The sequence below is a fragment of the Pseudomonas sp. genome, from assembly GCF_049300855.1.
GTDB lineage: Bacteria > Pseudomonadota > Gammaproteobacteria > Pseudomonadales > Pseudomonadaceae > Aquipseudomonas.
In genome coordinates, this window is record NZ_JBAQKH010000012.1 from 109,828 (window position 1) to 134,465 (window position 24,638).

The following is a 24,638-nucleotide window of genomic DNA, read 5'->3' on the forward strand; positions in this document are numbered from 1 at the left end:
ATTTTCGGACTGACCGATTTACCGCTGATCAGCGTGATCGAATTGCTCGCCGGCCTGTGCCTGCTGATCTTCGGGGCCGAACTGATGGTGCGCGCGGCGGTGCGTCTGGCGGCGCGCCTGCATGTGCGGCCGTTGATCATCGGCCTGACCATCGTCGCCCTTGGCAGCAGCGCACCGCAAATGGCCGTCAGTCTGCAGGCCGCGTTGGCCCACAACCCTGACATCGCGGTCGGCAGCGTGGTCGGCAGCAGCATTTTCAACATCCTTGTGACCCTCGGCCTGTCGGCGCTGATCATTCCGCTGCGCGTCTCGCGGCAACTGGTGCGGCTCGATATTCCGCTGATGATCGGTGCCAGTCTGCTGGTGTTCGTCCTGGCCTGGAATGAAGAGATCGGGCGCTTCGACGGCATTCTGTTGTTGGGCGCACTGGCGTTGTATCTGGGTTTGCTGTTGCGCCAGTCACGGCACTCGGCGCGCCCCCATTCGGAACAGCCTCAAGCTGCACAGGCCTCGTGGATCACCAGTTTGCTGATGATCATTATCGGGCTGGCGATGCTCGTGTTCGCCGGGCATCTCTTGTTGGGCGCCGCCGTCGTGGTCGCCACGGACCTGGGTTTCTCCGAGCGGGTGATCGGGCTCACAGTCGTTGCCGTCGGCACTTCGCTGCCCGAACTGGCAACCTCATTGATCGCGGCTTTGCGCGGGCAACGCGACATTGCTGTCGGCAACGTGATCGGCGCCAACCTGTTCAACCTGCTCGGGGTGCTCGGCCTGACCGCACTGATCGCGCCGACACCGCTGTCGGTATCGCCCAATGCACTGGATTTCGACCTGCCGGTGATGCTCGGCGTCGCCGCGTTGTGCCTGCCGGTGTTCTATTCCGGCTACCGCGTGACCCGCGCCGAAGGTTTATTGCTGCTCGGTTTGTACCTGGCTTACGGGCTGCACGTGGTGTCGTTCACCACCGGCATGCCGCTGGCCGGTAAGCTGGAGCGGCTGATGCTGTTTTACGTTTTGCCGACGCTGTTGACGTTTCTGCTGGTCACGTCGATCCGCGCCTGGCGCCGCCAACACCACAAGAGTGATACGCCATGACCGAATCGAAGCAGTCCGGGGTAGAAGTCCGTCGCCAGGTAATGGGTGACGCGTTCGTTGATCGTGCCTTGGGCAACGCCACCGAGTTCACTCAACCGTTGCAGGATTTCGTCAATGAACATGCCTGGGGTGGCGTGTGGAATCGTGAGGGTCTGCCGCTGAAGACCCGCAGCCTGATCACCCTCGCGGCGCTGACGGCGTTGAAGTGCCCGCAAGAGTTGAAGGGCCACGTGCGCGGTGCGCTGAACAATGGCTGCACAGTGGACGAGATTCGCGAGGCGCTGCTGCATTGCGCGGTGTATGCCGGCGTACCGGCGGCGATTGATGCGTTTCGTGCGGCGCAGGAAGTGATTGATACCTACCAAAAGCCTGTGTGATTGAACTGACGCCTTCGCGAGCAAGCTCGCTCCCACATTGGAATGCATTTCAAATGTGGGAGCGAGCTTGCTCGCGAAGAGGCCCGGGAGAGCAACCCAAGATTCAGGCTAGATCCACCCACCCCACTGCAAAACAAAGATCCCGACATTGGTGGTAATCGCCGCCATCAACGTGGTCATCACGATAATCGCCGCCGCCAGTTCATGATTGCCCTGCGCCGCCCGGGCCATGACGAAACTCGCCGCTGCCGTCGGGCTGCCGAAGTACAGAAACAGAATCCCCAACTCCGCCCCGCGAAATCCACACAACCATGCGCCGAGCGTCGCCAGCACCGGCAAGCCGACCATCTTCACCAGGCTCGAACTGAGCGCCATGTTGCCGCTCTTGCGTAACGCCGCCAGCGACAGTGTGCCGCCAATGCAGATCAACGCCAGCGGCAAGGTGGTCTGCGCCAGATACTGACCTGAGGTCTCCAGCCAGCCCGGCAAACCGATCTTGAAATAGGCAAACGGCGCCGCTGCGATCACGCTGATGATCAACGGATTGCTGAACACGCTTTTGCAGATGCTCCACGGATCGGACTTGATCACCGGGCTGTACACCGCCAGCACAATGGTCGACAGCGTGTTGTAAAACAGGATCACCAGCGCCGCGAGAATTGCGCCGAGGGAAATTCCGTAATCGCCGTACATGCTCGCCGCCAGCGCCAGACCAATCACCCCGTTGTTGCCGCGAAACGCGCCTTGGGTGTAGATGCCGCGATCTTCACGCGGGCATTTGAAAATCGCCCAGCCCCAGGCCAGGGCAAAACTCACCAGTGTGGCAATCGCGAAATAGATCAGCAGCGCCGGTTGCAGTGCGGCGTGCAGGTCGGCATGCAGAATGCCGAGAAACAGCAGCGCCGGCATGGTGACGTTGAACACCAGCGAGGAGGCTGTGTGGATGAAGTTGTCGTTGATCCAGTCGATGCGCTTGAGCAACACACCAAGAAACAGCATGGCAAACACCGGCGCGGTGATGTTCAGGGTTTCGAGGAAGATTGCCAGCATGCCGGGGAGCCTTGGGTGAGCGTCGTTAGGGGGCAATGATAAAGCAAAAGCCCCTCACCCTAGCCCTCTCCCCGAGGGAGAGGGAACCGATCGGGGGATATTCTAAAAATCCATCGACCTGAAAGGGCACCACTGAATCCAGAACTGCTTGTCGAGTCCATAATCAACTCGGTATTTCAGGTCGATGTATTGCGCAAGACAACTCGGTCGGCCCGTCACCCTAGCCCTCTCCCCGAGGGAGAGGGGACCGATCGAGGGATATTCTAAAAATCCACCGACCTGAAATGACATCGCTGAATCCATAATCGACCCGATTTTTCAGGTCGATGTACAGCGCAAGACAACTCGGTCGGCCCCCTCTCCCTCTGGGAGAGGGCTGGGGTGAGGGTAGCTTTTGCCCCCCCCCAAAAACCATCAGGTAATCGGCGCCGGATTGAACAACGTAATGTCGTTATGCAGCTTGTGCTTCTCCGCCCACGTCTGCTGCTTGCCGCTCGCAACATCCAGATAGTAGTGAAACAACTCCCAGCCCAATTCCTCAATGGTCGCGCGCCCGGTGGCAATCCGCCCGGCATCGATATCGATCAGATCCGGCCAACGCTGCGCCAATTCCGTCCGCGTCGAGACTTTCACCACTGGCGCCATCGCCAAACCATACGGCGTACCCCGCCCGGTGGTGAACACATGCAGGTTCATCCCCGCCGCCAACTGCAACGTCCCGCAGACAAAATCACTGGCCGGCGTCGCACAGAAAATCAAACCCTTCTGCTTGAAGCGCTCGCCTGGGCCGAGCACGCCATTGATCGCGCTGCTGCCGGACTTGACGATCGAGCCCAGCGACTTCTCGACAATGTTCGACAGCCCGCCCTTCTTGTTGCCCGGCGTGGTGTTGGCGCTGCGATCCGCCTCGCCCTTGGCCAGGTAACGGTCGTACCAGTCCATCTCGCGCACCAGTTCCTCGGCGACGGTCTTGGTTTGCGCGCGGGAAGTCAGCAGGTAAATCGCATCACGCACTTCGGTGACTTCGGAAAACATCACCGTCGCCCCGGCACGCAGCAGCAAGTCCGAGGCATAGCCCAGCGCCGGGTTGGCGGTGATCCCGGAAAACGCATCGCTGCCGCCGCACTGCATGCCGAGGATCAGCTCGGACGCCGGCACGGTTTCGCGGCGGCGCTGGTCGAGTTTCTTCAAACGGACTTCGGCCAGCGCCATGATCTGCTCGATCATCTCGGTGAAGCCGTGACTGGAATCCTGCAAGCGATACAGCCACGGATCGCTGAGATCCACCGAGGCATCGTCCTCGTGCATCACCTGCCCGGCCTGCAATTTCTCGCAGCCGAGACTGATCACCAACGCCTCACCGCCGAGGTTCGGGTTGCGCGCCAGATTGCGCACGGTACGAATCGGGATGTAGGCGTCGGTGGCGGTAATCGCCACGCCACAGCCGTAACTGTGAGTCAGCGCCACCACGTCATCGACGTGGGGGTACTTCGGCAGCAGTTCTTCCTTGATGCGTTTCACCGCATGATCGAGCACGCCAGTGACGCACTGCACCGTGGTGGTGATGCCGAGAATATTGCGCGTGCCGACGGTGCCGTCAGCGTTGCGATAACCCTCGAAGGTGAAGCCTTCCAGCGGAGCCTGCGCGTCCGGCACCTCGGTGGACAGCGGCAGGCTGTCCAGCGGCGGCGCGGTCGGCATGCGCAGTTGATCTTCCTTGACCCAACTGCCACGGCGAATCGGCTGCAATGCGTAGCCAATCACCTGACCGTAGCGAATCACCTCGCCGCCCTCGGGAATGTCTTCCAGAGTGACCTTGTGGCTCTGCGGCACAAATTCCAGCGTCACCAGGCCATCGGCAAATTCAGTGCCGGCCGGGGCGCCCTGGTCGTTGACCACGACCACCACATTGTCCCGCTCGTGCAGGCGGATGTGGCGCGGCGAGTCGGAATGTTCAATCAACTGCATGACGCCGCTCCTCAGGAATGCGCTTGAGACAATTTACCGGTGGCTTCAGTACCGCCGTTGGTTGGCGGCTCTTTGAGGACCACACGTTTGATCGGGCCAACGATGACCAGATAGCTGAACACTGCGACCAGTGCGTTGGCACCGACGAACACCAGCGCCCATTTGAACGAACCGGTGGAGCTGATGATGTAGCCAATCACGATCGGCGTGGTGATCGAAGCGATGTTGCCGAAGGTGTTGAACAGGCCACCGCTCAGACCGGCGATCTGTTTTGGCGAGGTGTCGGAAACCACCGCCCAGCCCAGTGCGCCAACGCCTTTGCCGAAGAAGGCCAAAGCCATGAAGCCAACGACCATCCATTCCACATCGACATAGTTGCAGGCGACGATGCTGCTGGAAACCAGCAGACCAGCGATGATCGGTGCTTTACGGGCGAAGGTCAGCGAGTGGCCCTTGCGCAGCAGGTAATCGGAAATCACCCCGCCCAGCACACCGCCGATAAAGCCGCAGATCGCCGGCAACGAGGCTATGAAACCGGCTTTGAGAATGGTCATGCCACGCTCTTGTACCAGGTACACCGGGAACCACGTCAGGAAGAAGTAAGTAATGCCGTTGATGCAGTACTGGCCCAGATACACGCCAAGCATCATGCGGTTGGTCAGCAACTGACGGATGTAGTCCCACTTCGGGCCATCAGCTTTTTTGCCTTGCTTGACGTCCATGTCGACCATGCCACCGTTGTCGGCGATGAACTGCACTTCGGCCTCGTTGGCCATCGGGTGTTGGCGCGGGCTGTGGATAACCTTCAGCCAGATGCCAGAGAAGACGATGCCGAACACGCCCATGACAATGAACACGTGTTCCCAGCCGAAGGAGTAAACGATCCAGCCCATCAGTGGTGCGAACAACACGGTGGCAAAGTATTGCGCCGAGTTGAAGATCGCCGAAGCGGTACCGCGCTCAGCGGTGGGGAACCACGCCGCAACGATGCGCGCGTTGCCGGGAAACGAAGGCGCTTCAGCCAGACCGACCAGGAAGCGCAGCATGAACAGCGCAACGATGGCGGTGGACATGCCGAACTCACCGACAAAGCCTTGCAGCACGGTGAACAGCGACCAGGTGAAAATGCTCAGGGCATAGACTTTTTTCGAGCCGAAGCGATCGAGCAGCCAGCCGCCGGGGATTTGCCCGGCCACGTAGGCCCAACCGAATGCAGAGAAGATATAGCCGAGGGTGACTGCGTCGATGCCGAGGTCTTTTTGCAGGCTGGAGCCGGCGATGGCGATCGTGGCACGGTCGGCGTAGTTGATCGTGGTCACCAGAAACAGCATGAGCAGGATCAAATAGCGGACGTGAGTCGGCTTGGAGGATTGCATGTAGATGTACTCCCACTGATTATTTTTATGCGCGGGTGAATCTTCTTTGGTGTAGCTGTTGTGGGAGCTGGCTGACCAGCTCCCACAGGTATTGCCTCAATCAGGAACCGATGTAACTGGTCTTCACCACGGTGTAGAACTCTTGCGCATAGCGGCCTTGCTCACGTGAGCCATAGGATGAACCCTTTCGGCCACCAAACGGAACGTGATAATCGACGCCAGCGGTCGGCAAGTTGACCATCACCATCCCGGCCTGCGAGTGACGCTTGAAGTGGTTGGCGTACTTCAGCGAGGTCGTCGCAATACCCGCCGACAGACCGAACTCGGTGTCGTTGGCCATCGCCAGCGCCGCGTCGTAATCGGCCACGCGAACGATGTTGGCCACCGGGCCGAAGATCTCTTCACGGCTGATGCGCATCGACGCTTCGCTGTCGGCAAACAGCGTTGGCGCGAGGAAGTAACCTTCGGTGTCACAGGTCACCAGACCGCCACCGCTGACCAGACGTGCACCTTCGGACTGGCCGATGTCGATGTACTTCATGTCCTGTTCAAGCTGCGCCTGTGAAACCACCGGGCCGATATCGGTGCCGGATTTCAGGGCGTGGCCGACCTTGATCGACTTCATGCGCTCGGCCATGGCCTCAACGAATTTGTCGTGAATCCCGGCGGTGACGATCAAGCGGCTGGAGGCCGTGCAACGCTGGCCGGTGGAGTAGAACGCGCTCTGCACCGACAGCTCGACCGCTTGCTTGAGGTCGGCGTCGTCGAGAATGATCTGCGGGTTCTTGCCGCCCATTTCCAGCTGCACCTTGGCCTGACGCGAGACGCAGCTGACCGCGATCTGCCGGCCCACGCCGACCGAACCGGTGAAGCTGATGCCGTCGACTTTCGGGCTCTGCACCAACGCATCGCCAACCACGCGACCGCTGCCCATGACCAGGTTGAACACACCCGCCGGGAAGCCTGCGCGGGAGATGATTTCGGCCAGGGCCCAAGCGCAACCCGGCACCAGATCGGCCGGCTTCAACACCACGCAGTTGCCGTAGGCCAGGGCCGGAGCAATCTTCCACGCCGGAATCGCAATCGGGAAGTTCCACGGGGTGATCAGACCGACCACGCCGAGGGCTTCGCGGGTCACTTCAACGTTGACGCCCGGACGCACCGACGGCACGTAGTCGCCGGACAGACGCAGGCATTCACCGGCGAAGAATTTGAAAATGTTACCGGCGCGGGTCACTTCGCCGATGGCTTCGGGCAAGGTCTTGCCCTCTTCGCGCGCCAGCAAGGTGCCGAGTTCTTCGCGACGGGCCAGAATCTCAGTGCCGACTTTATCCAGCGAATCGTGACGGGCCTGAATGCCCGAGGTCGACCAGGCCGGGAACGCCGCACGGGCAGCATCGATGGCGGCGTGAACCTGGTGCAGATCAGCCTTGGCGTAGTCGCCGATGTTATCGCTCAGTTCGGACGGGTTGATGTTGGCCGAGTAATCGGCACCGGCAACCCACTCACCGTTGATGTAGTTGTCGAAACGCTTTGCATCAGTCACTGAAATTCTCCTCTCTACGCAAAAGCCGCTGATTGCTCAGCGGCCTCGGTTGGCTCGGTGGTTATTGCGCGCCTTGCTTGTCGATCAGCGCGGCGAGCATTTCGTACTCTTCGCCGGTCAGGTCGGTCAGCGGTGCGCGCACCGGACCTGCGTCGTAGCCGGCGATCTTCGCGCCGGCCTTGACGATGCTCACGGCGTAACCGGCCTTGCGGTTGCGGATGTCGAGGTATGGCAGGAAGAAGTCGTCGATGATCTTGCCGACGGTGGCGTGATCTTCACGGGCGATCGCGTGGTAGAAGTCCATCGCGGTTTTCGGGATGAAGTTGAACACCGCCGAGGAGTAAACCGGTACACCCAGCGCCTTGTAGGCCGCGGCGTAGACTTCGGCGGTCGGCAAACCACCCAGATAGCTGAAGCGATCACCGAGGCGGCGACGGATCGACACCATCAACTCGATATCGCCCAGACCATCCTTGTAGCCGATCAGGTTCGGGCAGCGCTCGGCCAGACGTTCCAGCAGCGGAGCGGTCAGACGGCAGACGTTGCGGTTGTAGACGACCACACCGATGTTGACCGATTTACACACGGCTTCAACGTGAGCGGCAACACCGTCCTGACTGGCTTCGGTCAGGTAGTGCGGGAGCAGCAACAGGCCTTTGGCGCCCAGACGCTCGGCTTCCTGAGCGTACTCGATGGCCTGACGGGTCGAACCGCCGACACCGGCCAGAATCGGCACGCTGGTTTCACAGGTGTCGACAGCAGTCTTGATGATTTCCGAGTATTCGCTGGCGGCCAGGGAGAAGAACTCACCGGTGCCGCCGGCGGCGAACAAGGCTGAAGCGCCATACGGGGCCAGCCATTCCAGACGTTTGATGTAGCCGGCGCGGTTGAAGTCGCCCTGCGCGTTGAAATCGGTTACCGGGAAAGACAACAGGCCGGCAGAGAGGATGGACTTCAGTTCTTGTGGATTCATTATTCGAACACCCTGGTAGCAACGTTTTTTGTGATTGGACCGTTCAGCCTTCGCCGAAGTTGTAGGTCATCGTACAACTTAAAAGATAACCGTCAACTGCATTTCATCGTTGCGGGTGGTTTTTTGTCGGACAAGATCGTTTATGACGCCGGAGCTTTTGCCGCGAAGCCCCGGGTTTACCGGGATGGATTGCGGAAATGTCTGGTCAAGATTCGTTTAATGAGCACTGCGAGAAACGCCGGGTAAGGTGTGACAACTGCCACGAAGGATCGTGGCGAACCCTGCGAAGGAAACCAGAATGTTTGTGAATTACGCGGCCCCGACCCTGGCACACATTGCCTCTTTGCCATCCGCCCCCCTCACCCTGCAGCTATCGCTGCTGCCGGATTTATTGATCGTACAAGTCCCCGACTCCAGCGATTTTCCGGCGAACTGGAGCGTTTACGCGATTCTCGGCGACGACCCCGAAGAGCCCGAGTGGCAAGGCGAAGAAGTGGACACCGGCACTTGGGACGATGCCGAAGACGAGATGGAGAAGTTGACGGGGATCGAGTTGCACATCCCCAAAGAGGCGCTGTTCGCGTACCTGAACAGGGAAGTTGAACTGCGTTACAAGTTTGTCGATGAGTCGAGTATGGAGCCGTTTTCGGAGGTGTTGAGGTTGCGGATCGAGGGCTGAATCCGGTCAGGCGGGGGCGGCGACCGTTCATCGGTACTGGTATTTCTTACAGGTGCCAGGCAATTGCAGATTTGGCGTTAATGACGCAGGAGCTAACGAATCGGCTCCGACAGCGCAGCGCTTTGGCTTGCGCTCATTTAACGGTCCATTTGAAACATAGAAGGAACTTGATCATGACTGCACAAGTAAAAAATCTGGCCACTCCCACTCTGGAGGAAGCAGTGGAGGGAGTACTTCACATTGGCAAACTGCAAGGCGATGCCCACGGTCATGTACCACCCAACCCAAATTTTGCTATCGGCGACACGATTACTTTTGTCGTAGAGACGTCTACCGGAAACACCAACGAGCAATTGCATGCGCTGACTGCGGCGGAGCTGGGACGACCTGTGGTTATCAGCATTCCTAAAGACGTCTTCGAGCGGAATCTCACACCAGACGCCACCGCTAAACTTTTCTACAAATGGAAAAAGCATGATCAGACTTCAGAAACGTCCGCGCATTTGAAACTCAAACTGGAAAAGTAACGCCCATCACCCCTGCGCCTGTGCCTCTTCATGGGCCTGGCGCAGTCTTTCACGGCTGTTGGTCAGGTGCAGGCGCATCGCCGCACGGGCCGCATCGGAATCCTGACGGGCAATCGCTTCGTAGATTTCTTCGTGCTCGCGGCTCAAGCGGCTCATGTAGTGCTGTTGATCATCGTGAGCCAGGCGCGCCGAATTCAGCCGCGTACGCGGAATGATGCTGGTGCCCAGGTGGGTCATGATGTCGGTGAAGTAGCGGTTGCCGGTGGACAGTGCGATTTCCAGGTGGAAGGCAAAGTCCGACGCAACCGCATCACTGGCATGGGCGGCGCTTTCGTTTAACGCATCGAGGGCGGCGCGCATGGTCGCCAGTTGCTCGGCGCTGCGGCGTTGTGCAGCGAGGCCGGCAGATTCGACTTCGAGGCTGATGCGCAATTCGAGAATGGCCAGCACATCACGCAGGGTGACGACGGTGGCCGGGTCGATACGGAAGCCACTCGGGCTCGGCGTGTCGAGCACGAAGGTGCCGATGCCGTGCCGGGTTTCCACTTGCCCTGCAGCCTGCAAACGGGAAATCGCCTCGCGCACCACGGTGCGGCTGACGCCATGGGCTTCCATGATCGCCGACTCGGTGGGCAGTTTGTCACCGCGTTTGAGCAGGCCATCACGGATCTGCTCGCTCAGCACCGTCACCAGTTCCTGGGCCAGGCTGCGGCGCTTGCGTGGGAGGCGCGGGGTGTCGATCAGGTTTTCCATGGCGTGCATCTAGTCTCGAAAATTCGGCTTGGGGGCATGATAGCTCAAGCGGGTTGTACGATCACTTTCCGTTTCCACACAAAACCTGTGGGAGCTGGCTTGCCAGCGATGAGGCCATACCTGTCGATGAAGATGTCGACTGAACCGACGCCATCGCTGGCAAGCCAGCTCCCACATGGGATGTGTGTTGATCAGGCGGTCACGGGCTGCTCCACCAGATGGCCGCTGTCGATTCGCACATGCCGAGGATGGAAGCGTTTCAGACTGCTGCGATGGCCGACGCTGACAATGCTCAGCCCCGGCAACTGATCGATCAGCGCCTGATACAACGTCGCTTCGTCTTCCTCATCCATCGCCGAAGTGGCTTCGTCCATGTACAACCAGTGCGGTGCATAAAGCAGCGCACGGGCGAAGGCCAGTCGCTGTTGTTCTCCCGGCGAGAGCATGCGCTGCCAGTGATTGGCTTCGTCCAGCCGTGCGACCAGATGCGGCAAGCGGCAAGTCTCCAGCACTTGTGCATAACGTTCCGGTGCGTAGGTGTCGCCCGCTTGTGGATAACTCAACGCCTCGCGCAAGGTGCCGATAGGCAAATAGGGTTTCTGCGGGAGGAACAGATACCGCGCCGCCGGCAAGCGAATATTACCGTGCCCGGCGGGCCACAAATGCCCCATCGCCCGCAACAACGTTGACTTGCCGCTGCCGGAGCGCCCACTGACCATTACACGCTCACCCGGCTCGACGGTCATGTCGGCGCTGGTCAGCAGATGACGCCCGTCGGCGAGGTCCAGGCCAAGGTCGTGCACCCTCAATTCGCTGCCCTGATTCTGCACATCGATGGCCGGGGTGCGTTCTTCGTTGTCGGTCATGGCCTGGCGGAAACTCAGCAGACGGTCACAGGTGGCGCGCCACGCAGCAAGGCTCTGGTAAGCACTGATAAACCAGCTGAAGCTTTCCTGGACGTTGCCGAATGCCGAGCTGATCTGCATGAGTTCACCCAGCTCGATCTTGCCGGCGAGGTAACGCGGCGAAGCCACGATGAACGGAAAGATGATGGCCGCCTGGCTGTAACCGGCGGTGAAGAAGGTCAGGCGCTTGGACACTTTCATGATGTCCCAGAAGTTGTGCCAGACATTGCCGAAGCGGGCGCTCAGCCGACGATTTTCGTTCGGCTCGCCGTTGTACAACGCGATGCTCTCGGCATTTTCGCGAATCCGCACCATGGAAAAACGCAGGTCGGCTTCGAAGCGTTGTTGCTGATTGTTCAGACCGATCAAGCGACGACCGATCAAATGCGTCAGCCAACTGCCCACCACTGCATAGACCAGTACACACCAGAACATGTACCCGGGAATGGTGACGCCATAGACTTCGATGCTGCCTGACACGCCCCACAAAATAATCGAGAACGACACCAGACTGACGATATTGCGCAGCAGCCCGATACCCAGTTCAAGGGTGTTGGAGGTGAAATTGTTGAGGTCTTCGGAAATCCGCTGGTCCGGGTTATCGGTGTAACCGCCCTGCTCCAGCTGGTAGTAATTCTTGTCGGCGAGCCAACGCGAGAAATGCTTTTCCGTGAGCCAGGCCCGCCAGCGAATCGTCAGCATTTGGGTCAGATAGAGCCTGTACACCGCACCGATAATCGCCACCGCGGCAATGCCACAGAAATACAGAATCAATTGCCAGAACGCCGCTTCGTCCTTCTTTTGCAGGGCGTTGTAAAAGTCCTTGTACCAGGTGTTGAACCACACCGAGATGCCCACACTGAGCAACGACAGCGCGATCACTGCAATCAGCAGCGTCCAGGCCTTGCCCTTCTCTTCACTGCGCCAATACGGCGTGATGATCGCCCACACCTTGCGAAAAAACTGCCCGCGCACAGCATCGTTGACCGCGGAATATTCAGCGTTCTGATTCATGGATAAGGCTCGATATAGAAAAGAACAGACACGCACCGATCATAGTAGATCGGTGCGTTTTATCGCGAGGGCTGGCGATAGTCGTTCAGCGCAGGTTCAGCGACGAACCGGGCGCTTCTGCAGTTTGCGCTGCAGGGTGCGGCGATGCATGCCCAGGGCGCGGGCAGTGGCGGAGATGTTGCCTTCGTGCTCGGTGAGCACACGCTGAATGTGCTCCCACTGCAGGCGATCGACCGACATCGGGTTTTCCGGCACCAGACTGTCGAGGTCAGCGTGCTCGGAGAGCAGCGCAGCCAGTACGTCGTCGGCGTCGGCGGGTTTGCACAGGTAGTTGCAGGCGCCGCGCTTGATCGCTTCGACCGCGGTGGCAATGCTCGAATAACCGGTGAGGATCACCACGCGCATTTCCGGGTCCAGCTCCAGCAGTTTGGGCAGCAGCACCAGACCGGAGTCGCCGTCCATTTTCAGGTCGAGCGCAGCGTAATCAGGCAGATCGGCCTGGGCGATGGTCAGGCCTTCTTCGGCCGAGCCGGCAGTGCTGACGCGAAAGCCACGACGAGCCATGGCACGGGCCATCACTCGGGTGAACGTTGCGTCGTCGTCGACCAGCAGCAAATGCGGCAGTTCTTCGCCTTCGACTTGGATTTCGTCACTCATGTTGGTCTCCTCGGGCGCCGTGGGGCAGGCGCAGCTCGGTGAGCGTGCCGCCTTCCTCATGACTATAGAGTTTCACTGAGCCGCCGGCGCGTGTCACGCTGGCCTTGCTCAAAAACAGGCCCAGGCCGAAACCTTTGCCCTTGGTGGTAAAAAACGGTTTGCCGATCTGTTCGGCGATGGCCAGCGGCACACCGGCACCGTGGTCACGAATACTGATGGTCAGGTTTTCCGCGTCCCAGTCGAGCGTGACCTGGAGGTTTTCCGGGCAGGCATCGGCTGCGTTGTTGAGCAGATTGAGCAACGCCTGCGTCAGGTCTGGCGGCGGCGCCATGCGCGGCACGGTGCCCTGGCCCAGGCGATGGAACCGATAACTGGCTTCCGGACGCATCAAGTGCCAGCGGTTCAGCGCTTCGTCGAGCCAGTCGGTGACGTCTTGCATATCGATGGCCAGACGTCGGTTGGCCTCGGCGGCGCGCACCAGTTGCTGCAGCGTCTCTTTGCAGAGTTTGACCTGATCCTGCAGCACCTTCAGATCATCCTGCAGCATCGGGTCAGGATGATCCTGCTGCATCTCCTTGAGCAACACGCTCATGGTCGCCAGCGGTGTGCCCAGTTCATGAGCGGCGCCAGCGGCCTGGGTGGCGACGGCCAGCAATTGCTGATCGCGCAGGCCTTCTTCACGACGGATCGCGCGTAGCTCTTCCTGACGGCGCAACTCTTCAGCCATGCGCGCAGCGAAGAAGGTGATCACCGCAGCGGCGAGGGCGAAGCTCAGCCACATGCCGTAAACCTGCAGGTTTTCGCGGGCGATAGGCAGGGTCTCCAGCGGATAGAAACGCGTCAACATCAAGGTGTACAGCGCCAGCGCGATACCCGACAGGATCACCGAATAGCGCCACGGCAGCGTCACCGCAGCGATGGTCAGCGGCACCAGATAGTAGGAAACGAACGGGTTGGTCGAACCACCGGAGAAGTACAGCAACGCACTGTGGATCACCAGATCACAGGCCAGTTGCAGCGCATATTCAAGTTCGGTCACCGGCCACGAAGTGCGCAGGCGCACGGCAGTGAACACGCAGAGCAACGTCGAACAGCCGAGGGTCATCGCCAGTTGCACCCACGGCAACGGCAACAATTGCAGCCAGTAGGCAAGGCCTACGGAACCAGCCTGCGCGGCAAGCACCAGCGTGCGGATGAAAGTCAGTCGCCAGAGGTTCTGGCGAGTGGCGGAAGTCAGTTGTACGGGGGCGAGCATGAGCTCTCCTGATGAGCGCTCCAGGCGGATCGCACGGAGTATAACCAAGCCGCGCCCTTCAGAGGCGAAAGTGCGGCAAACGACCACATGGCGAAAACATCTTCGGCGGCTATGAGGGCCTCTTCGCGAGCAAGCTCGCACCCACAGGGGAAGCGTTCCAAATGTGGGAGCGGGCCTGCTCGCGAATGGCTGCGCAGCAGTCCCGGTCATCTGTATAGAAGTTGTAACTGGGCGAACCGGATCATAAAAGCTAGAGTCTGATGGTTTCACGCAGGCCCCCGAACCAGCACCTGCGCCCTCATCAAGGAGCTTTCATGCACACATTTCGCCGCAGCGCCGCCCTTCTCGCCCTGACCGTCGGCAGCGTCGCCAGCCTTCCGGCCCTGGCCGCCGATGAGCTGCACTACAACCAGATTTCCCTGCGCGCCGAAGTCAGCACGGAAGTCGCCCGCGACCTGATGATCGTCACCCTCTACACCGAAGAGCAAAACACCGACCCGGCGAAACTCGCCGCCGACGTCAGCACCACCATGAACAAGGCCCTGGCCCAGGCCAAGCAAGTCAAAGACATCACCCTGCGCCAAGGCAGCCGCAACAGCTACCCGATCTACGACACCAAAGGCCAGAAAATCACCGGCTGGCGTGAACGCGCCGAACTGCGCCTGGAAAGCTCTGACTTCGCCGCCCTGTCCAAACTCACTGGCGAACTGCTCGGCGACCTGAAAATGGGCGGCATGGATTTCGCCATCGCCGACCCGACCCGCAAAACCAGCGAAGACCAGTTGCTCAAAGAAGCCGTGAGCGCCTTCAAGGCCCGCGCTCAACTGGCCACCGATGCACTGGGCGGCAAGGGTTACAAAATCGTCAACCTGAACCTCAACAGTAACGGTTATCCACAGCCGTACCTGCGCGCACCGATGATGATGAAAGCCGCCGCCATGGATTCGGCACCGGTTACGCCGGAAGTTGAAGCGGGCACCAGCCAGGTCAGCATGACGGCTGATGGCTCGATTGAAGTGTTGATGCAGTGATTTGAAGTGGGCTGAATGAAAAACCGGCGATCAGAGAATGATCGCCGGTTTTTTTGTGTCCGAATTTTGGGATGAATGATCCGCCGCCATCGCTGGCAAGCCAGCTCCCACAGGTTCAGCAGTGGTTTTGAAAATTGCCTGCAACCCTGTGGGAGCGGGCTTGCCCGCGATGAACGATAACGCGGTCTTCAGGTCTGCGGATCAACCCGATCCAGCGCCCGATTCACCGCCAGTTCGGCCAGCATGATGATCTGCTGAATCGCCAATGCCGTATTACGCTCAGGCCGGCCCAACTGATCGGCAAAGTTACCGGTTAACGTGTTCGCCGACGCCAGTGACTCACAGGCATGCGCCAGCAGGCTTTCGGTGTCGATGTTTGGCTGGATCAGGAACATCGTGCTGGGCTGCCGGGGTTTGACCGGGTCGGGGCTGAGGTAGAAATCCAGGGCGCGCTTGATGGCTTCGCGGGTTTTGATCTGGTCGTCGGCGCGGATGGCTTCTTCGAGTGGGGTATCGAGGGGTGGGTCAGGTATCAATTTATCAATGGAAAATTTCCTTATGAACTGACGCCATTCATTTCCGATCTCACTCGAGAAATGAGGTGGCAACTATGTACGGAGTGAGATTACCGGTAAGGAAACCAACCCGGCCGGACAAAAGTCCGCCCGTACATAGCCGCCATAAAAAACTGCTGACAGCATGAGCTGGCGGCGATTATGGAGGGGCTTGTGCAGGTTTCCAAATTCAATAACCGGGAATCTCACCTCCCGATCGCTGAGTCTTCAGCGACATCCAGAGCCTAGAGAGCCGACGTCCGACGGACAACCTGAAAACATTGTGGGAAGGTTCTGGATATTTGCCACATATTTAAACAGTCAAAAGCCAACCCTCACCCTAGCCCTCTCCCAGAGGGAGAGGGGACTGACCGTGTTGTTTGGGAGAGTTACGCCGACGTGAAATACCGAGCCGAACTCAGATTATGAAACAGATCAAAAGCCCCTCACCCTAGCCCTCTCCCGGAGGGAGAGGGGACTGACCGAGGTGTTTGGGACAGCTACGCCGACGTGCAATACCGCGTTGAACTCAGATTGTTAAAGGCCCACAAATCGGCTCCCTCTCCCTCGGGAGAGGGCTGGGGTGAGGGGCAAGAGCACCACAAAAACCAAAGCCAAGCGCGCCGTGCTCTTCACCACTCAATAGGCCGAGTGTCAGCTCGCCTGCTCTTGATCTTGATCTTGATCTTGATCTTGATCCACGGGCGACGTCGGAAGGCTGAGTGGAGGGATTGATCCGGGCGTGGGAGCGCAGCGACCGTTTGGCGCAGCCAAACACAGCGAGAGGAGGTGCAGCGAAGCAAACCGTAGGCGCTGCGCCCGGATCGATCCCGCAGCGAAGGAACCCCGAGCCCCCAGCGAGCGGGCCGCACGCAGGAGCAAGCCTTTTTGGTTACTTTTTTCTGGGCCGGCATTCCGGGCGTCTGGAAAAAGTGACCCGCCGTAAGGGCGGAACCCTAATCAGCAACACCCGCAGCAACGGATATGCACTCAACTCACCCAGCCTGACGCGAACTCCTATACATAAACACCAACGCCAACCCCAAACACACCATCGCCAAAATCCGACTCGAAGAAAGCTCAATCGCCGGATTCCCCAACCAGCCAAAATTATCAATCAACATCCCCATCCCCAACTGCCCGACAATCACCGCCACCGTCGCCACAGCCGTCCCCACCACCGGCACCGCCCCGACCATTACCATCATGTACACCACGCCAAACAGCGCCCCGGTCAACTGCCACTTCGGCACCTGCAAAAGACTCACCGCCTGCGCCGGCTCAAAAAACAAAATCAACAACCCGGTCGTCACAGCACCCACAACAAACGTCAGCAAACTACTGCGCAACACCCCGACGGTCTCGCCCAAACGCCCATTGATCGCCGCCTGCACACTCAACACCGCACCGGCCAACACCACCACCGCCAACAAAATAACCAGACCCATCACTCACCCCCGCGCAATCAAAACAAGTGCCACCACAATCAACCCCAACGCCAGCCAGCGCTCGGCATTGACCTTTTTGCGCGTCGCCCCGAACCAACCGAAATGGTCAATCAACACACTCTTGCCAACCTGCCCGGACAAGATCGCAATCATCGTCATGGCAATGCCGATATGCGGCGTCGCCAGCGTCAACACCACCACATACATCGGCCCCAGAAACCCGCCGAGCAACTGCCAGCGCGGCAGGTCGGTCAGTGCTGGCCCCTTCTGTGGCCCGGCAAACAACAACAGCAAAAACAGAATCGCCGAACCGACACCAAAGATGCTCAACGTTGCCCACAAATGCCCGACCTGCACACCCAATGGTCCGAGCAACCCCGCCTCCACCGACAAGCCCATCCCCGCCAGGATCACCAGCGGCAGCAACAACAGGCGCAACCCCGACTTCTTCACCGGCGCCGCGACTGCGACCTCATCCAACGTCTGCATAAACAACATTCCACTCAAGTAAACGATGGCGCGGATTATCGGCTGGCGAAGCTGTGCGATAAATGGGAGCATCCGGACAACACTTTTGCGCAATTCGCACAGCAGGCTGATCCATGCACGGGCTTAATGAACTGGGATTCAAAGCGTTAAGGCTATTTGTCGCCGTGCTCGACCATGGCAGCTTTTCCGAAGTCGCCCGCCGTGAAGGCGTGGCGCCCTCGTCGATCTCCCGGCAGATTCAATTAATGGAACAAGCGCTGAACCAGCAATTGCTCTACCGCCACACCCGCGCCGTCACGCCCACCGAAGCCGGGCGCATGCTCGGTCATCATGCGCGGCTGGTGTTGGTGCAACTGGAAGAAGCCGAACAGGCGTTGCAGGAACAGCAAAGCGAACCCACGGGCCTGGTGCGGATCAACGCCCCGGTGGTGTTCGGCCAGCGCCATCTGACGCCGTGGCTGGGCAAGTTGTGTGCGCGTTATCCGAAGCTGCAACTGGATATCCAGCAAACCGACCATTACGTCGACCCGTTGCAGGAAGGCGCCGATCTGCTGTTCCGCATCGGTCCGCTGCACGATTCGAGCATGCAGGCGCGGATTCTGGCGCCGCATCGTTTTCAGGTGGCGGCGAGCCCCGCGTATCTCGAGCGTCATGGCTCCCCGCAGAAACCTGAAGATCTCGCGCAACATCAGTGCCTGGCCTACAAAGGCGCGACCGGCCAGCAGCGCTGGTTTTTCCGCCGCGATGGCGAGGACTGGACGCCGTATTCGGTGAAAGGCCCGATCACCGGCAACCACGCCGACACCCTCACCCAGGCCGCCGAACAGGGTTTGGGGCTGGTGATGTTTCCGTCATGGCTGATTGGTGAAGCGGTGCGTGACGGCACGCTGGTGCCGGTGCTGGGGGAATATCAGGTGTCGAACAGTCTGGAGCCGCAGCAGATTGCGGTGTTGTGGCCGGGGAGCCGGAGGTTGTCGGTGAAGGTGCGGACGGTGATTGATTTTTTTGTCGAATGCTTTGGTGAAGTGCCTTACTGGGATCGTCCCTGAAAGCTGAAGATCAAGAGCCCCTCACCCTAGCCCTCTCCCGGAGGGAGAGGGGACTGACCGAGGTGTCTCACGTCATCCATCGACCTGAAAGATTCAGTCGATTATGGATTCGGTAAAGCTGTTTCACGTCGGCGTAGTTTCATAGCATCCCCCAATCAGTCCCCTCTCCCTCTGGGAGAGGGCTAGGCGGGCGGCGTTCCGATGAGGGGCTTTTCAGGCTGTCAGATCCGGAACTGCCCGACCAGTTTACCCAGGCGCTGCCCCAGATCCGCCAGACTACGCGACGTCTGCGCCCCCAACTGCGTCTCATCGGCCACGCTATCCACCGCCACCGCAATCTGATGCACGCTGCGGTTGATCTCTTCGGCCACCGCCGTCTGCTCTTCCGCCGCACTGGCAATCTGCGCGTTCATCGAGTTGATCGTCGCGATCAGCTCCGCCATCGCATCCAGCGAAGCCCCGGCCTGATTGGCCTGCTGTGAAGTGCCGTCACCCGCTTCGCTGGAACGACGCATCGCCTCGACCGCTTGCTGCGTACCCGCCTGCAAGCGATCAATCATGCCCTGGATTTCCTGGGTGCTGATCTGCGTGCGACTGGCCAATGCGCGCACCTCATCCGCGACCACGGCAAAACCGCGCCCGGCTTCACCGGCACGCGCCGCTTCAATTGCTGCGTTCAATGCCAGCAGGTTGGTCTGCTCGGCGATCGAACGAATCACCCCGAGCACACCCACAATCGAGGTCACGTCCTGCTGCAGGCTGTCGAGCGACACGCCGCTGCTGCGGATGTCATCGACCAGCGCATGAATCTGCTTGATGCTGCCGGCTACCACGCGCTTGGCGCTCTGGCCTTCTTCATCGGTCTGTTGGGCAGCGACGGCAGCGTTCTGCGCGCTCTTGGCCACTTCCTGCGCGGCGGCGGACATTTCATTGATGGCGGTGGCGACCTGATCAGTCTCATGGCGCTGACGTTCCATCGCCTGATCCGAGCGCTGCGCCTGATCGGACACCTGCGTCACCAGCCCGGTGAGTTGCGTGGTCATCTCGGTGATCTGCCGCACCAGGCCATGGATCTTATCGACGAAACGGTTGAACGACCCGGCCAGTTCGCCGAGTTCGTCCTCGCTGGTGATGTTCAAACGGCGGGTCAAATCGCCCTCGCCCGCCGCGATGTCATCGAGGTTGGCCTTCATCAAATTCAGCGGACGCAAAATGGTATTGGCCAGCAGCATCCCCGCTGCCGCGATCACCAGCAGCACCACCACTGCCACGCCGACGATGCTCAGCACCACGCCTTGCATGCGTTCCTGCACCTGCGTTTCGACCAGCGCCACTTGCGCTTCGATGCCGTCGAGGTTGACCGACGTACCAACGGCCATGTCCCACTTCGCCAGGTATTCGGTGTAACCGAGTTTCGGCACCTGCACCTGCGCGTTACCCGGCAGCGGCGAGCTGTATTGCAGATAGTGGGTGCCGTCCTTCGCCACACTGACCAGGCCGCGATTGACGTAGACGCCGTTCGAGTCGCGGTTGTCCTTGAAGCTTTTGCCCACGCCTTCGGGGTCGTTGGCCTTGAACAGGCGCACGGTTTCGGAGTCGTAGCCGAAGAAGTAGCCGTCCTTGCCGTAGCGAATACCCGACAGCAGTTTGATCGCCTGCGCGCGGGCCTCGTTATCACCCGCAGCGGCCGCGTCGTACAGCGGTTTGATCGTGGTCATGGCCACGGCGACGTAACTTTGCAGGGTGGCTTTGGCATCGCCGAGCAGGCGTTCGCGGGTCTGTTCGACTTCTTTGTGCGCTTGTTCCTGGAGAATGAACAGCGTGGTCAAACTGATGACCAGCGCAAAGAGCAACACCGGAAGAACAGCGAGGGAGAGGACTTTAGCCTTGAGGCTCAGGCGCATTGTGGGAGCTCACTCTTTTGATTTTATTGGCGTGGTTAAAGGCTTTAACGGCACACCATTACAAAAGTTGAGCAAAGGGTTTACCCATTCCCCTGTGGGAGCGAGCTTGCTCGCGAAGGCGTCGTGTCAGTCAACCATTAAGTCGCTGATACACCGCTTTCGCGAGCAAGCTCGCTCCCACAGGGGATTTGTAGGGTTCAGAGAACCATCGCGGCCACCCAGCCGAACGCCAGCAGCGGCAGGTTGTAGTGCAGGAACGTCGGCACCACGGTGTCCCAGATGTGGTGGTGCTGGCCATCAATGTTCAGGCCGGAGGTCGGCCCGAGGGTCGAATCCGAGGCCGGCGAACCGGCATCACCCAGCGCGCCGGCGGTGCCGACGATGCACACGATCGCGATCGGGCTGAAGCCCAGTTGCACGCACAGCGGCACGAAGATCGCTGCCAGAATCGGCACGGTGGAAAACGACGAACCGATGCCCATGGTCACCAGCAACCCGACCAGCAGCATCAACAGTGCCCCCACGCCCTTGCTGTGATTGATCCACGACGCTGAGGATTCAACCAGCGTCTGCACTTCACCGGTGGCCTTCATCACTTCGGCAAAACCGGAGGCGGCAATCATGATGAAGCCGATCATCGCCATCATTTTCATGCCTTCGGTGAACAGGTCATCAGTGTCGCGCCACTTGACGATGCCCGACACCGAGAAGATCAGAAAACCGACCAGCGCCCCGATAATCATCGAGTCCAGCAGCAGTTGCACGATGAACGCGGCAGCAATCGCCACACCGGCAATCATCAGGCTCAGCGGGTTGTACTGCACCGCCACTTGCTCGACCTGCTCGATTTTCGCCAGGTCGTACACGCGCCGTTTGCGATAAGTGATGAACGCCATCGCCAGGCCGAAGACCATGCCCATCGCGGGAATGCCCATGGCGTGGGTGACATTGATGCCGCTGATGTCGACGCCGCTGCGCGCAACATTTGCCAACAGAATTTCATTGAGAAAAATGTTACCGAAGCCTACCGGGAGGAACATGTACGGCGTGATCAGACCGAACGTCATCACGCAGGCGATCAAGCGGCGGTCGAGTTGCAGCTTGGTCAGCACATATAAAAGCGGCGGCACCAGCAGCGGAATGAACGCAATGTGGATCGGCAGAATATTCTGCGAAGCGATCGCCACCACCCACAGCAGGCCGATCAGCAGCCATTTGACGCTGCCACCGCCGCTCGAATGCTGTCGGTCAACCATCGCCAGCGCCTTGTCGGCCAGCGCATGGGCCAGGCCGGACTTGGCAATTGCCACGGCGAAAGCGCCGAGCAAGGCGTAGGACAACGCCACCGTCGCCCCGCCGCCCAGGCCGCTGTTGAACGCCTTGAGCGTGGCATCGATGCCCAGGCCACCGGTCAGGCCACCGACCAGCGCGCCGACGATCAAAGCGATCACCACGTGCACGCGGGACAGGCTGAGGATCAGCATGACGCCGACTGCCGCTATGACTGCATTCATTTCACTTCCTCGAAAAACACTGCGGTGGAAAACCGACCGCCAGACAGAATGAGTCCGCCAACGGTTCACCGGCGGATTTGCAAAGAGGGTCTTATTAGAAGGGCGCGCACTGTGCCGCAGCGAACTCCCCTTGTCAAAGCCAACGCCGCCTCCAGTGATTGATCGTTCCCACGCTCTGCGTGGGAACGATCACGTACAAAGCATGACAGTGCGGCAATTGGTCATATTGTGTTTCAGGGATAAAGAAAGCCGAAACGCGGCCGTTACAGTGCAAAGTCTCAGATATTTATCGAATAAGGACGTCTCCATGTCGCTCAGACAACTTTCCATCCAATGGAAAATCACCCTGCTCGCCGGCCTCTGCCTGGCCGGTATCGTGACCCTGTTGGTGGGTCTTTCGCTGTATCGCATGGAGCACAGTTCCGAACTGGTGAAGGCCTCCAGCATGGAGATGCTCACCGAGTCGGCGCAGGCGCGCATCGAGTCGCAAGGTGAAGTGCAGGCCGCCGGCATCCGCCAGCAGTTCATGGACGCCTATCAGTACGGCCATGGCTTCTCACGGCAGGTGCTGTTCCTGCGCGAACAGGCCGAAAAGCGTTTCCTCGACGCCTTCGACCTGCGCGAAGACATGACCCGCCAGGTCAAATCCGCGCTGCAAGCCAACCCGGACCTGCTCGGCCTGTCGCTGGTGTTCGAAGCCAACGCGCTGGACGGCAAGGACGAGTTGTTTGCCGGCCAGGCGGAACTGGGCAGCAACGACAAGGGCCGTTTCGCCCTGTATTGGTCGCAACCGACGCCTGGCAAAGTCACCTCGATGGCGCTGCCGGAAAGCGACATGGCCGACACCAGCACCGGCCCCAGCGGTCAGGCGGCCAATGCCTGGTTCACCTGCCCGCGCACCACGCTCAAGCCGTGCGTGATAGAACCGTACTTCTATGTCATCGACGGCCAGAACGTGCTGATGACCAGCATCGTCTTCCCGTTGATGGTCAACGGCAAAGTCATCGCCTCGCTGTCGGTCGACATTAACCTCAACAGCCTGCAAGCGATCAGTCAGGGCGCCAGCAAAAAACTCTACGACGGTCAGACCGCCGTGAGCATCATCAGCCCCGCCGGCCTTCTCGCCGGTTACAGCCCGGATGCCGGCAAACTCAGCCAGCGCCTGGACGCCGTGGACAAAATCAGCGGCGCCGAACTGCTGAGAAAACTCGCTTCCAGCACTCATGTGAGCAGCCTGCACAGCAACGGCCAGTTGAAAGTGCTGTCGCCGTTCCAGCCGATTCCGGGTGGTCCGTCGTGGGGTGTGCTGCTCGATGTACCGGAACAGGTTCTGGTCAGCCGCGCCGAAGCGCTCAAGCAACAACTGGACGCCAGCAATAATTCCGGCACGTTGATCGAACTGAGCCTCGGCGTGCTGGCCGCGCTGATCGGCCTGCTACTGGTGTGGCTGATGGCGCGCAGCGTGACCAAGCCGATCCTCGGCGTGGCGCACATGCTCGAAGACATCGCCAGCGGCGAAGGCGATCTGACTCGCCGGCTGGCCTATGACAAGCAGGACGAACTGGGTCAACTGGCCGGCTGGTTCAACAAGTTCCTCGACAAGTTGCAGCCGATCATCGCCGAGGTGAAACGCTCGGTGCAGGATGCCCGTAACACGGCCGACCAGTCCTCGGCCATCGCCACCCAGACCAGCGCCGGCATGGAACAGCAATACCGTCAGGTCGATCAGGTCGCCACCGCCTCCCACGAAATGAGCGCCACCGCGCAAGACGTCGCGCGCAGCGCAGCGCAGGCTGCCGAAGCCGCCAAGGATGCTGATCGCGCGACCCGCCAGGGCCTGACCGTGATCGACCGCACCACCGCCAGCATCGACACCCTCGCCGCCGACATGAGCGCTGCGATGGTCCAGGTTGAAGGGCTGGCCGCCAACAGTGAAAAAATCGGCACGGTGCTGGAAACCATCCGCGCCATCGCCGAACAGACCAACCTGCTCGCGCTCAACGCCGCGATTGAAGCGGCGCGTGCTGGTGAAGCCGGACGTGGTTTTGCCGTGGTCGCCGACGAGGTCCGTAACCTCGCCCGCCGCACGCAAGAGTCGGTGGAAGAAACCCGTCAGGTCATCGAACAGTTGCAGACCGGCACCCAGGACGTGGTCGGTTCGATGGGCAACAGCCATCGTCAGGCTCAGGGCAGTGTCGAACAGGTCGGTCAGGCGGTGACTGCGCTGCGCCAGATCGGCGAGGCGGTGACGGTGATCAGCGACATGAACCTGCAGATTGCCAGCGCCGCTGAGGAGCAGAGTGCGGTGGCCGAGGAGATCAATAACAACGTGGCGACGATTCGTGACGTGACGGAGTCGTTGTCCGGGCAGGCGAATGAGTCGGCGCGGGTGAGTCAGTCGCTCAATAGCCTGGCGAATCAGCAGCAGAGTTTGATGGATCAGTTTCGCGTTTGATTTGAAGGTTGTGGGGTGT

At 60.0% G+C, this 24,638-nt stretch carries 20 protein-coding genes and 3 pseudogenes; 8 read left to right on the forward strand and 15 right to left on the reverse strand.

Annotated features, from left to right (window positions below; all coding sequences use genetic code 11):
- The first annotated feature begins 33 nt into the window (after nt 1-33).
- Both WA225_RS03725 and WA225_RS03730 read left to right on the forward strand, forming a co-directional pair.
- Nucleotides 34-1,095 carry a calcium/sodium antiporter gene (locus tag WA225_RS03725; RefSeq protein WP_422606921.1) on the forward strand — a complete coding sequence of 354 codons (1,062 nt, stop codon included), beginning with the start codon at nt 34-36 and terminating at the stop codon, nt 1,093-1,095.
- Nucleotides 1,092-1,472, forward strand: coding sequence for a carboxymuconolactone decarboxylase family protein (locus WA225_RS03730; protein ID WP_422606922.1), 381 nt, complete (start codon nt 1,092-1,094; stop codon nt 1,470-1,472). Before WA225_RS03725 ends, WA225_RS03730 begins: the two co-directional genes overlap by 4 nt.
- A gap of 108 nt (nt 1,473-1,580) precedes the next feature.
- Here WA225_RS03730 and WA225_RS03735 read toward each other — a convergent pair whose 3' ends face one another.
- From WA225_RS03735 to kdgD, 5 genes are all read right to left on the reverse strand, one after another.
- A complete protein-coding gene (locus WA225_RS03735) occupies nt 1,581-2,522 on the reverse strand; it encodes an AEC family transporter (protein WP_422606923.1) in 942 nt (313 codons plus the stop codon).
- 414 nt (nt 2,523-2,936) lie between these two features.
- Nucleotides 2,937-4,490 (reverse strand): galactarate dehydratase, encoded by a 1,554-nt coding sequence (gene garD / locus WA225_RS03740; RefSeq protein WP_322845897.1) that lies wholly within the window; start codon nt 4,488-4,490, stop codon nt 2,937-2,939.
- Between the two features lie 11 nt (nt 4,491-4,501).
- Nucleotides 4,502-5,866 (reverse strand): MFS transporter, encoded by a 1,365-nt coding sequence (locus tag WA225_RS03745; protein WP_123594943.1) that lies wholly within the window; start codon nt 5,864-5,866, stop codon nt 4,502-4,504.
- 100 nt (nt 5,867-5,966) lie between these two features.
- Entirely contained in the window at nt 5,967-7,412 is a 1,446-nt protein-coding gene (locus WA225_RS03750; protein ID WP_422606924.1) for an aldehyde dehydrogenase family protein, read from the reverse strand.
- Nucleotides 7,413-7,473: 61 nt separating this feature from the next.
- Nucleotides 7,474-8,385, reverse strand: a complete 912-nt coding sequence (gene kdgD, locus WA225_RS03755; RefSeq protein ID WP_016984321.1) for a 5-dehydro-4-deoxyglucarate dehydratase — start codon at nt 8,383-8,385, stop codon at nt 7,474-7,476.
- A 298-nt stretch (nt 8,386-8,683) separates the two neighbouring features.
- Between kdgD and WA225_RS03760 the strand changes: the two genes are divergently transcribed.
- Both WA225_RS03760 and WA225_RS03765 read left to right on the forward strand, forming a co-directional pair.
- Entirely contained in the window at nt 8,684-9,064 is a 381-nt protein-coding gene (locus tag WA225_RS03760; protein WP_422606925.1) for a hypothetical protein, read from the forward strand.
- 173 nt (nt 9,065-9,237) lie between these two features.
- The gene (locus WA225_RS03765) at nt 9,238-9,591 is read left to right on the forward strand and encodes a hypothetical protein (RefSeq protein WP_422606926.1); all 354 of its coding nucleotides are present in this window, start codon (nt 9,238-9,240) and stop codon (nt 9,589-9,591) included.
- Nucleotides 9,592-9,597: 6 nt separating this feature from the next.
- On the opposite strand, the gene WA225_RS03770 is transcribed toward WA225_RS03765, so the two are convergent.
- The 4 genes from WA225_RS03770 to WA225_RS03785 form a co-directional block, all read right to left on the reverse strand.
- Complete coding sequence (locus tag WA225_RS03770) at nt 9,598-10,344, reverse strand: FadR/GntR family transcriptional regulator (RefSeq protein ID WP_422606927.1); 747 nt, start codon at nt 10,342-10,344, stop codon at nt 9,598-9,600.
- A gap of 191 nt (nt 10,345-10,535) precedes the next feature.
- Nucleotides 10,536-12,263, reverse strand: coding sequence for an ABC transporter ATP-binding protein/permease (locus WA225_RS03775; protein ID WP_422606928.1), 1,728 nt, complete (start codon nt 12,261-12,263; stop codon nt 10,536-10,538).
- Nucleotides 12,264-12,359: 96 nt separating this feature from the next.
- Nucleotides 12,360-12,920 (reverse strand): response regulator transcription factor, encoded by a 561-nt coding sequence (locus WA225_RS03780; protein WP_003221630.1) that lies wholly within the window; start codon nt 12,918-12,920, stop codon nt 12,360-12,362.
- Nucleotides 12,913-14,175 (reverse strand): ATP-binding protein, encoded by a 1,263-nt coding sequence (locus WA225_RS03785; protein ID WP_422606929.1) that lies wholly within the window; start codon nt 14,173-14,175, stop codon nt 12,913-12,915. The genes WA225_RS03780 and WA225_RS03785 overlap by 8 nt, the downstream gene beginning before the upstream one ends.
- A 314-nt stretch (nt 14,176-14,489) precedes the next feature.
- On the opposite strand from WA225_RS03785, the gene WA225_RS03790 reads away from it, so the two are divergent.
- Nucleotides 14,490-15,206: an SIMPL domain-containing protein gene (locus tag WA225_RS03790; RefSeq protein WP_422606930.1), complete on the forward strand. Its 717-nt coding sequence runs from the start codon at nt 14,490-14,492 to the stop codon at nt 15,204-15,206.
- A 188-nt stretch (nt 15,207-15,394) separates the two neighbouring features.
- On the opposite strand, the gene WA225_RS03795 is transcribed toward WA225_RS03790, so the two are convergent.
- From WA225_RS03795 to WA225_RS03805, 3 genes are all read right to left on the reverse strand, one after another.
- Nucleotides 15,395-15,751, reverse strand: coding sequence for a DUF6124 family protein (locus WA225_RS03795; RefSeq protein ID WP_102900701.1), 357 nt, complete (start codon nt 15,749-15,751; stop codon nt 15,395-15,397).
- Between the two features lie 1,004 nt (nt 15,752-16,755).
- Nucleotides 16,756-17,208 (reverse strand): DMT family transporter, encoded by a 453-nt coding sequence (locus WA225_RS03800; RefSeq protein WP_422606931.1) that lies wholly within the window; start codon nt 17,206-17,208, stop codon nt 16,756-16,758.
- A 3-nt stretch (nt 17,209-17,211) separates the two neighbouring features.
- Nucleotides 17,212-17,697: a DMT family transporter gene (locus WA225_RS03805; RefSeq protein ID WP_422606932.1), complete on the reverse strand. Its 486-nt coding sequence runs from the start codon at nt 17,695-17,697 to the stop codon at nt 17,212-17,214.
- A gap of 113 nt (nt 17,698-17,810) precedes the next feature.
- On the opposite strand from WA225_RS03805, the gene WA225_RS03810 reads away from it, so the two are divergent.
- Nucleotides 17,811-18,746 carry a LysR family transcriptional regulator gene (locus WA225_RS03810; RefSeq protein ID WP_422606933.1) on the forward strand — a complete coding sequence of 312 codons (936 nt, stop codon included), beginning with the start codon at nt 17,811-17,813 and terminating at the stop codon, nt 18,744-18,746.
- A 221-nt stretch (nt 18,747-18,967) separates the two neighbouring features.
- Here WA225_RS03810 and WA225_RS03815 read toward each other — a convergent pair whose 3' ends face one another.
- From WA225_RS03815 to WA225_RS03825, 3 genes and pseudogenes are all read right to left on the reverse strand, one after another.
- A complete protein-coding gene (locus tag WA225_RS03815; RefSeq protein ID WP_422606945.1) occupies nt 18,968-19,789 on the reverse strand; it encodes a methyl-accepting chemotaxis protein in 822 nt (273 codons plus the stop codon).
- A gap of 84 nt (nt 19,790-19,873) precedes the next feature.
- A pseudogene (locus WA225_RS03820) lies at nt 19,874-20,650 on the reverse strand (cache domain-containing protein); the annotation flags it as partial.
- Nucleotides 20,651-20,847: 197 nt separating this feature from the next.
- Nucleotides 20,848-22,164, reverse strand: a complete 1,317-nt coding sequence (locus tag WA225_RS03825; RefSeq protein ID WP_422606934.1) for a Na+/H+ antiporter family protein — start codon at nt 22,162-22,164, stop codon at nt 20,848-20,850.
- Nucleotides 22,165-22,792: 628 nt separating this feature from the next.
- Between WA225_RS03825 and WA225_RS03830 the strand changes: the two are divergent.
- Both WA225_RS03830 and WA225_RS03835 read left to right on the forward strand, forming a co-directional pair.
- Nucleotides 22,793-23,761, forward strand: a pseudogene (locus WA225_RS03830) (HAMP domain-containing protein); the annotation flags it as partial.
- Nucleotides 23,762-24,025: 264 nt separating this feature from the next.
- A pseudogene (locus WA225_RS03835) lies at nt 24,026-24,619 on the forward strand (methyl-accepting chemotaxis protein); the annotation flags it as partial.
- Between the last annotated feature and the right edge of the window lie 19 nt (nt 24,620-24,638).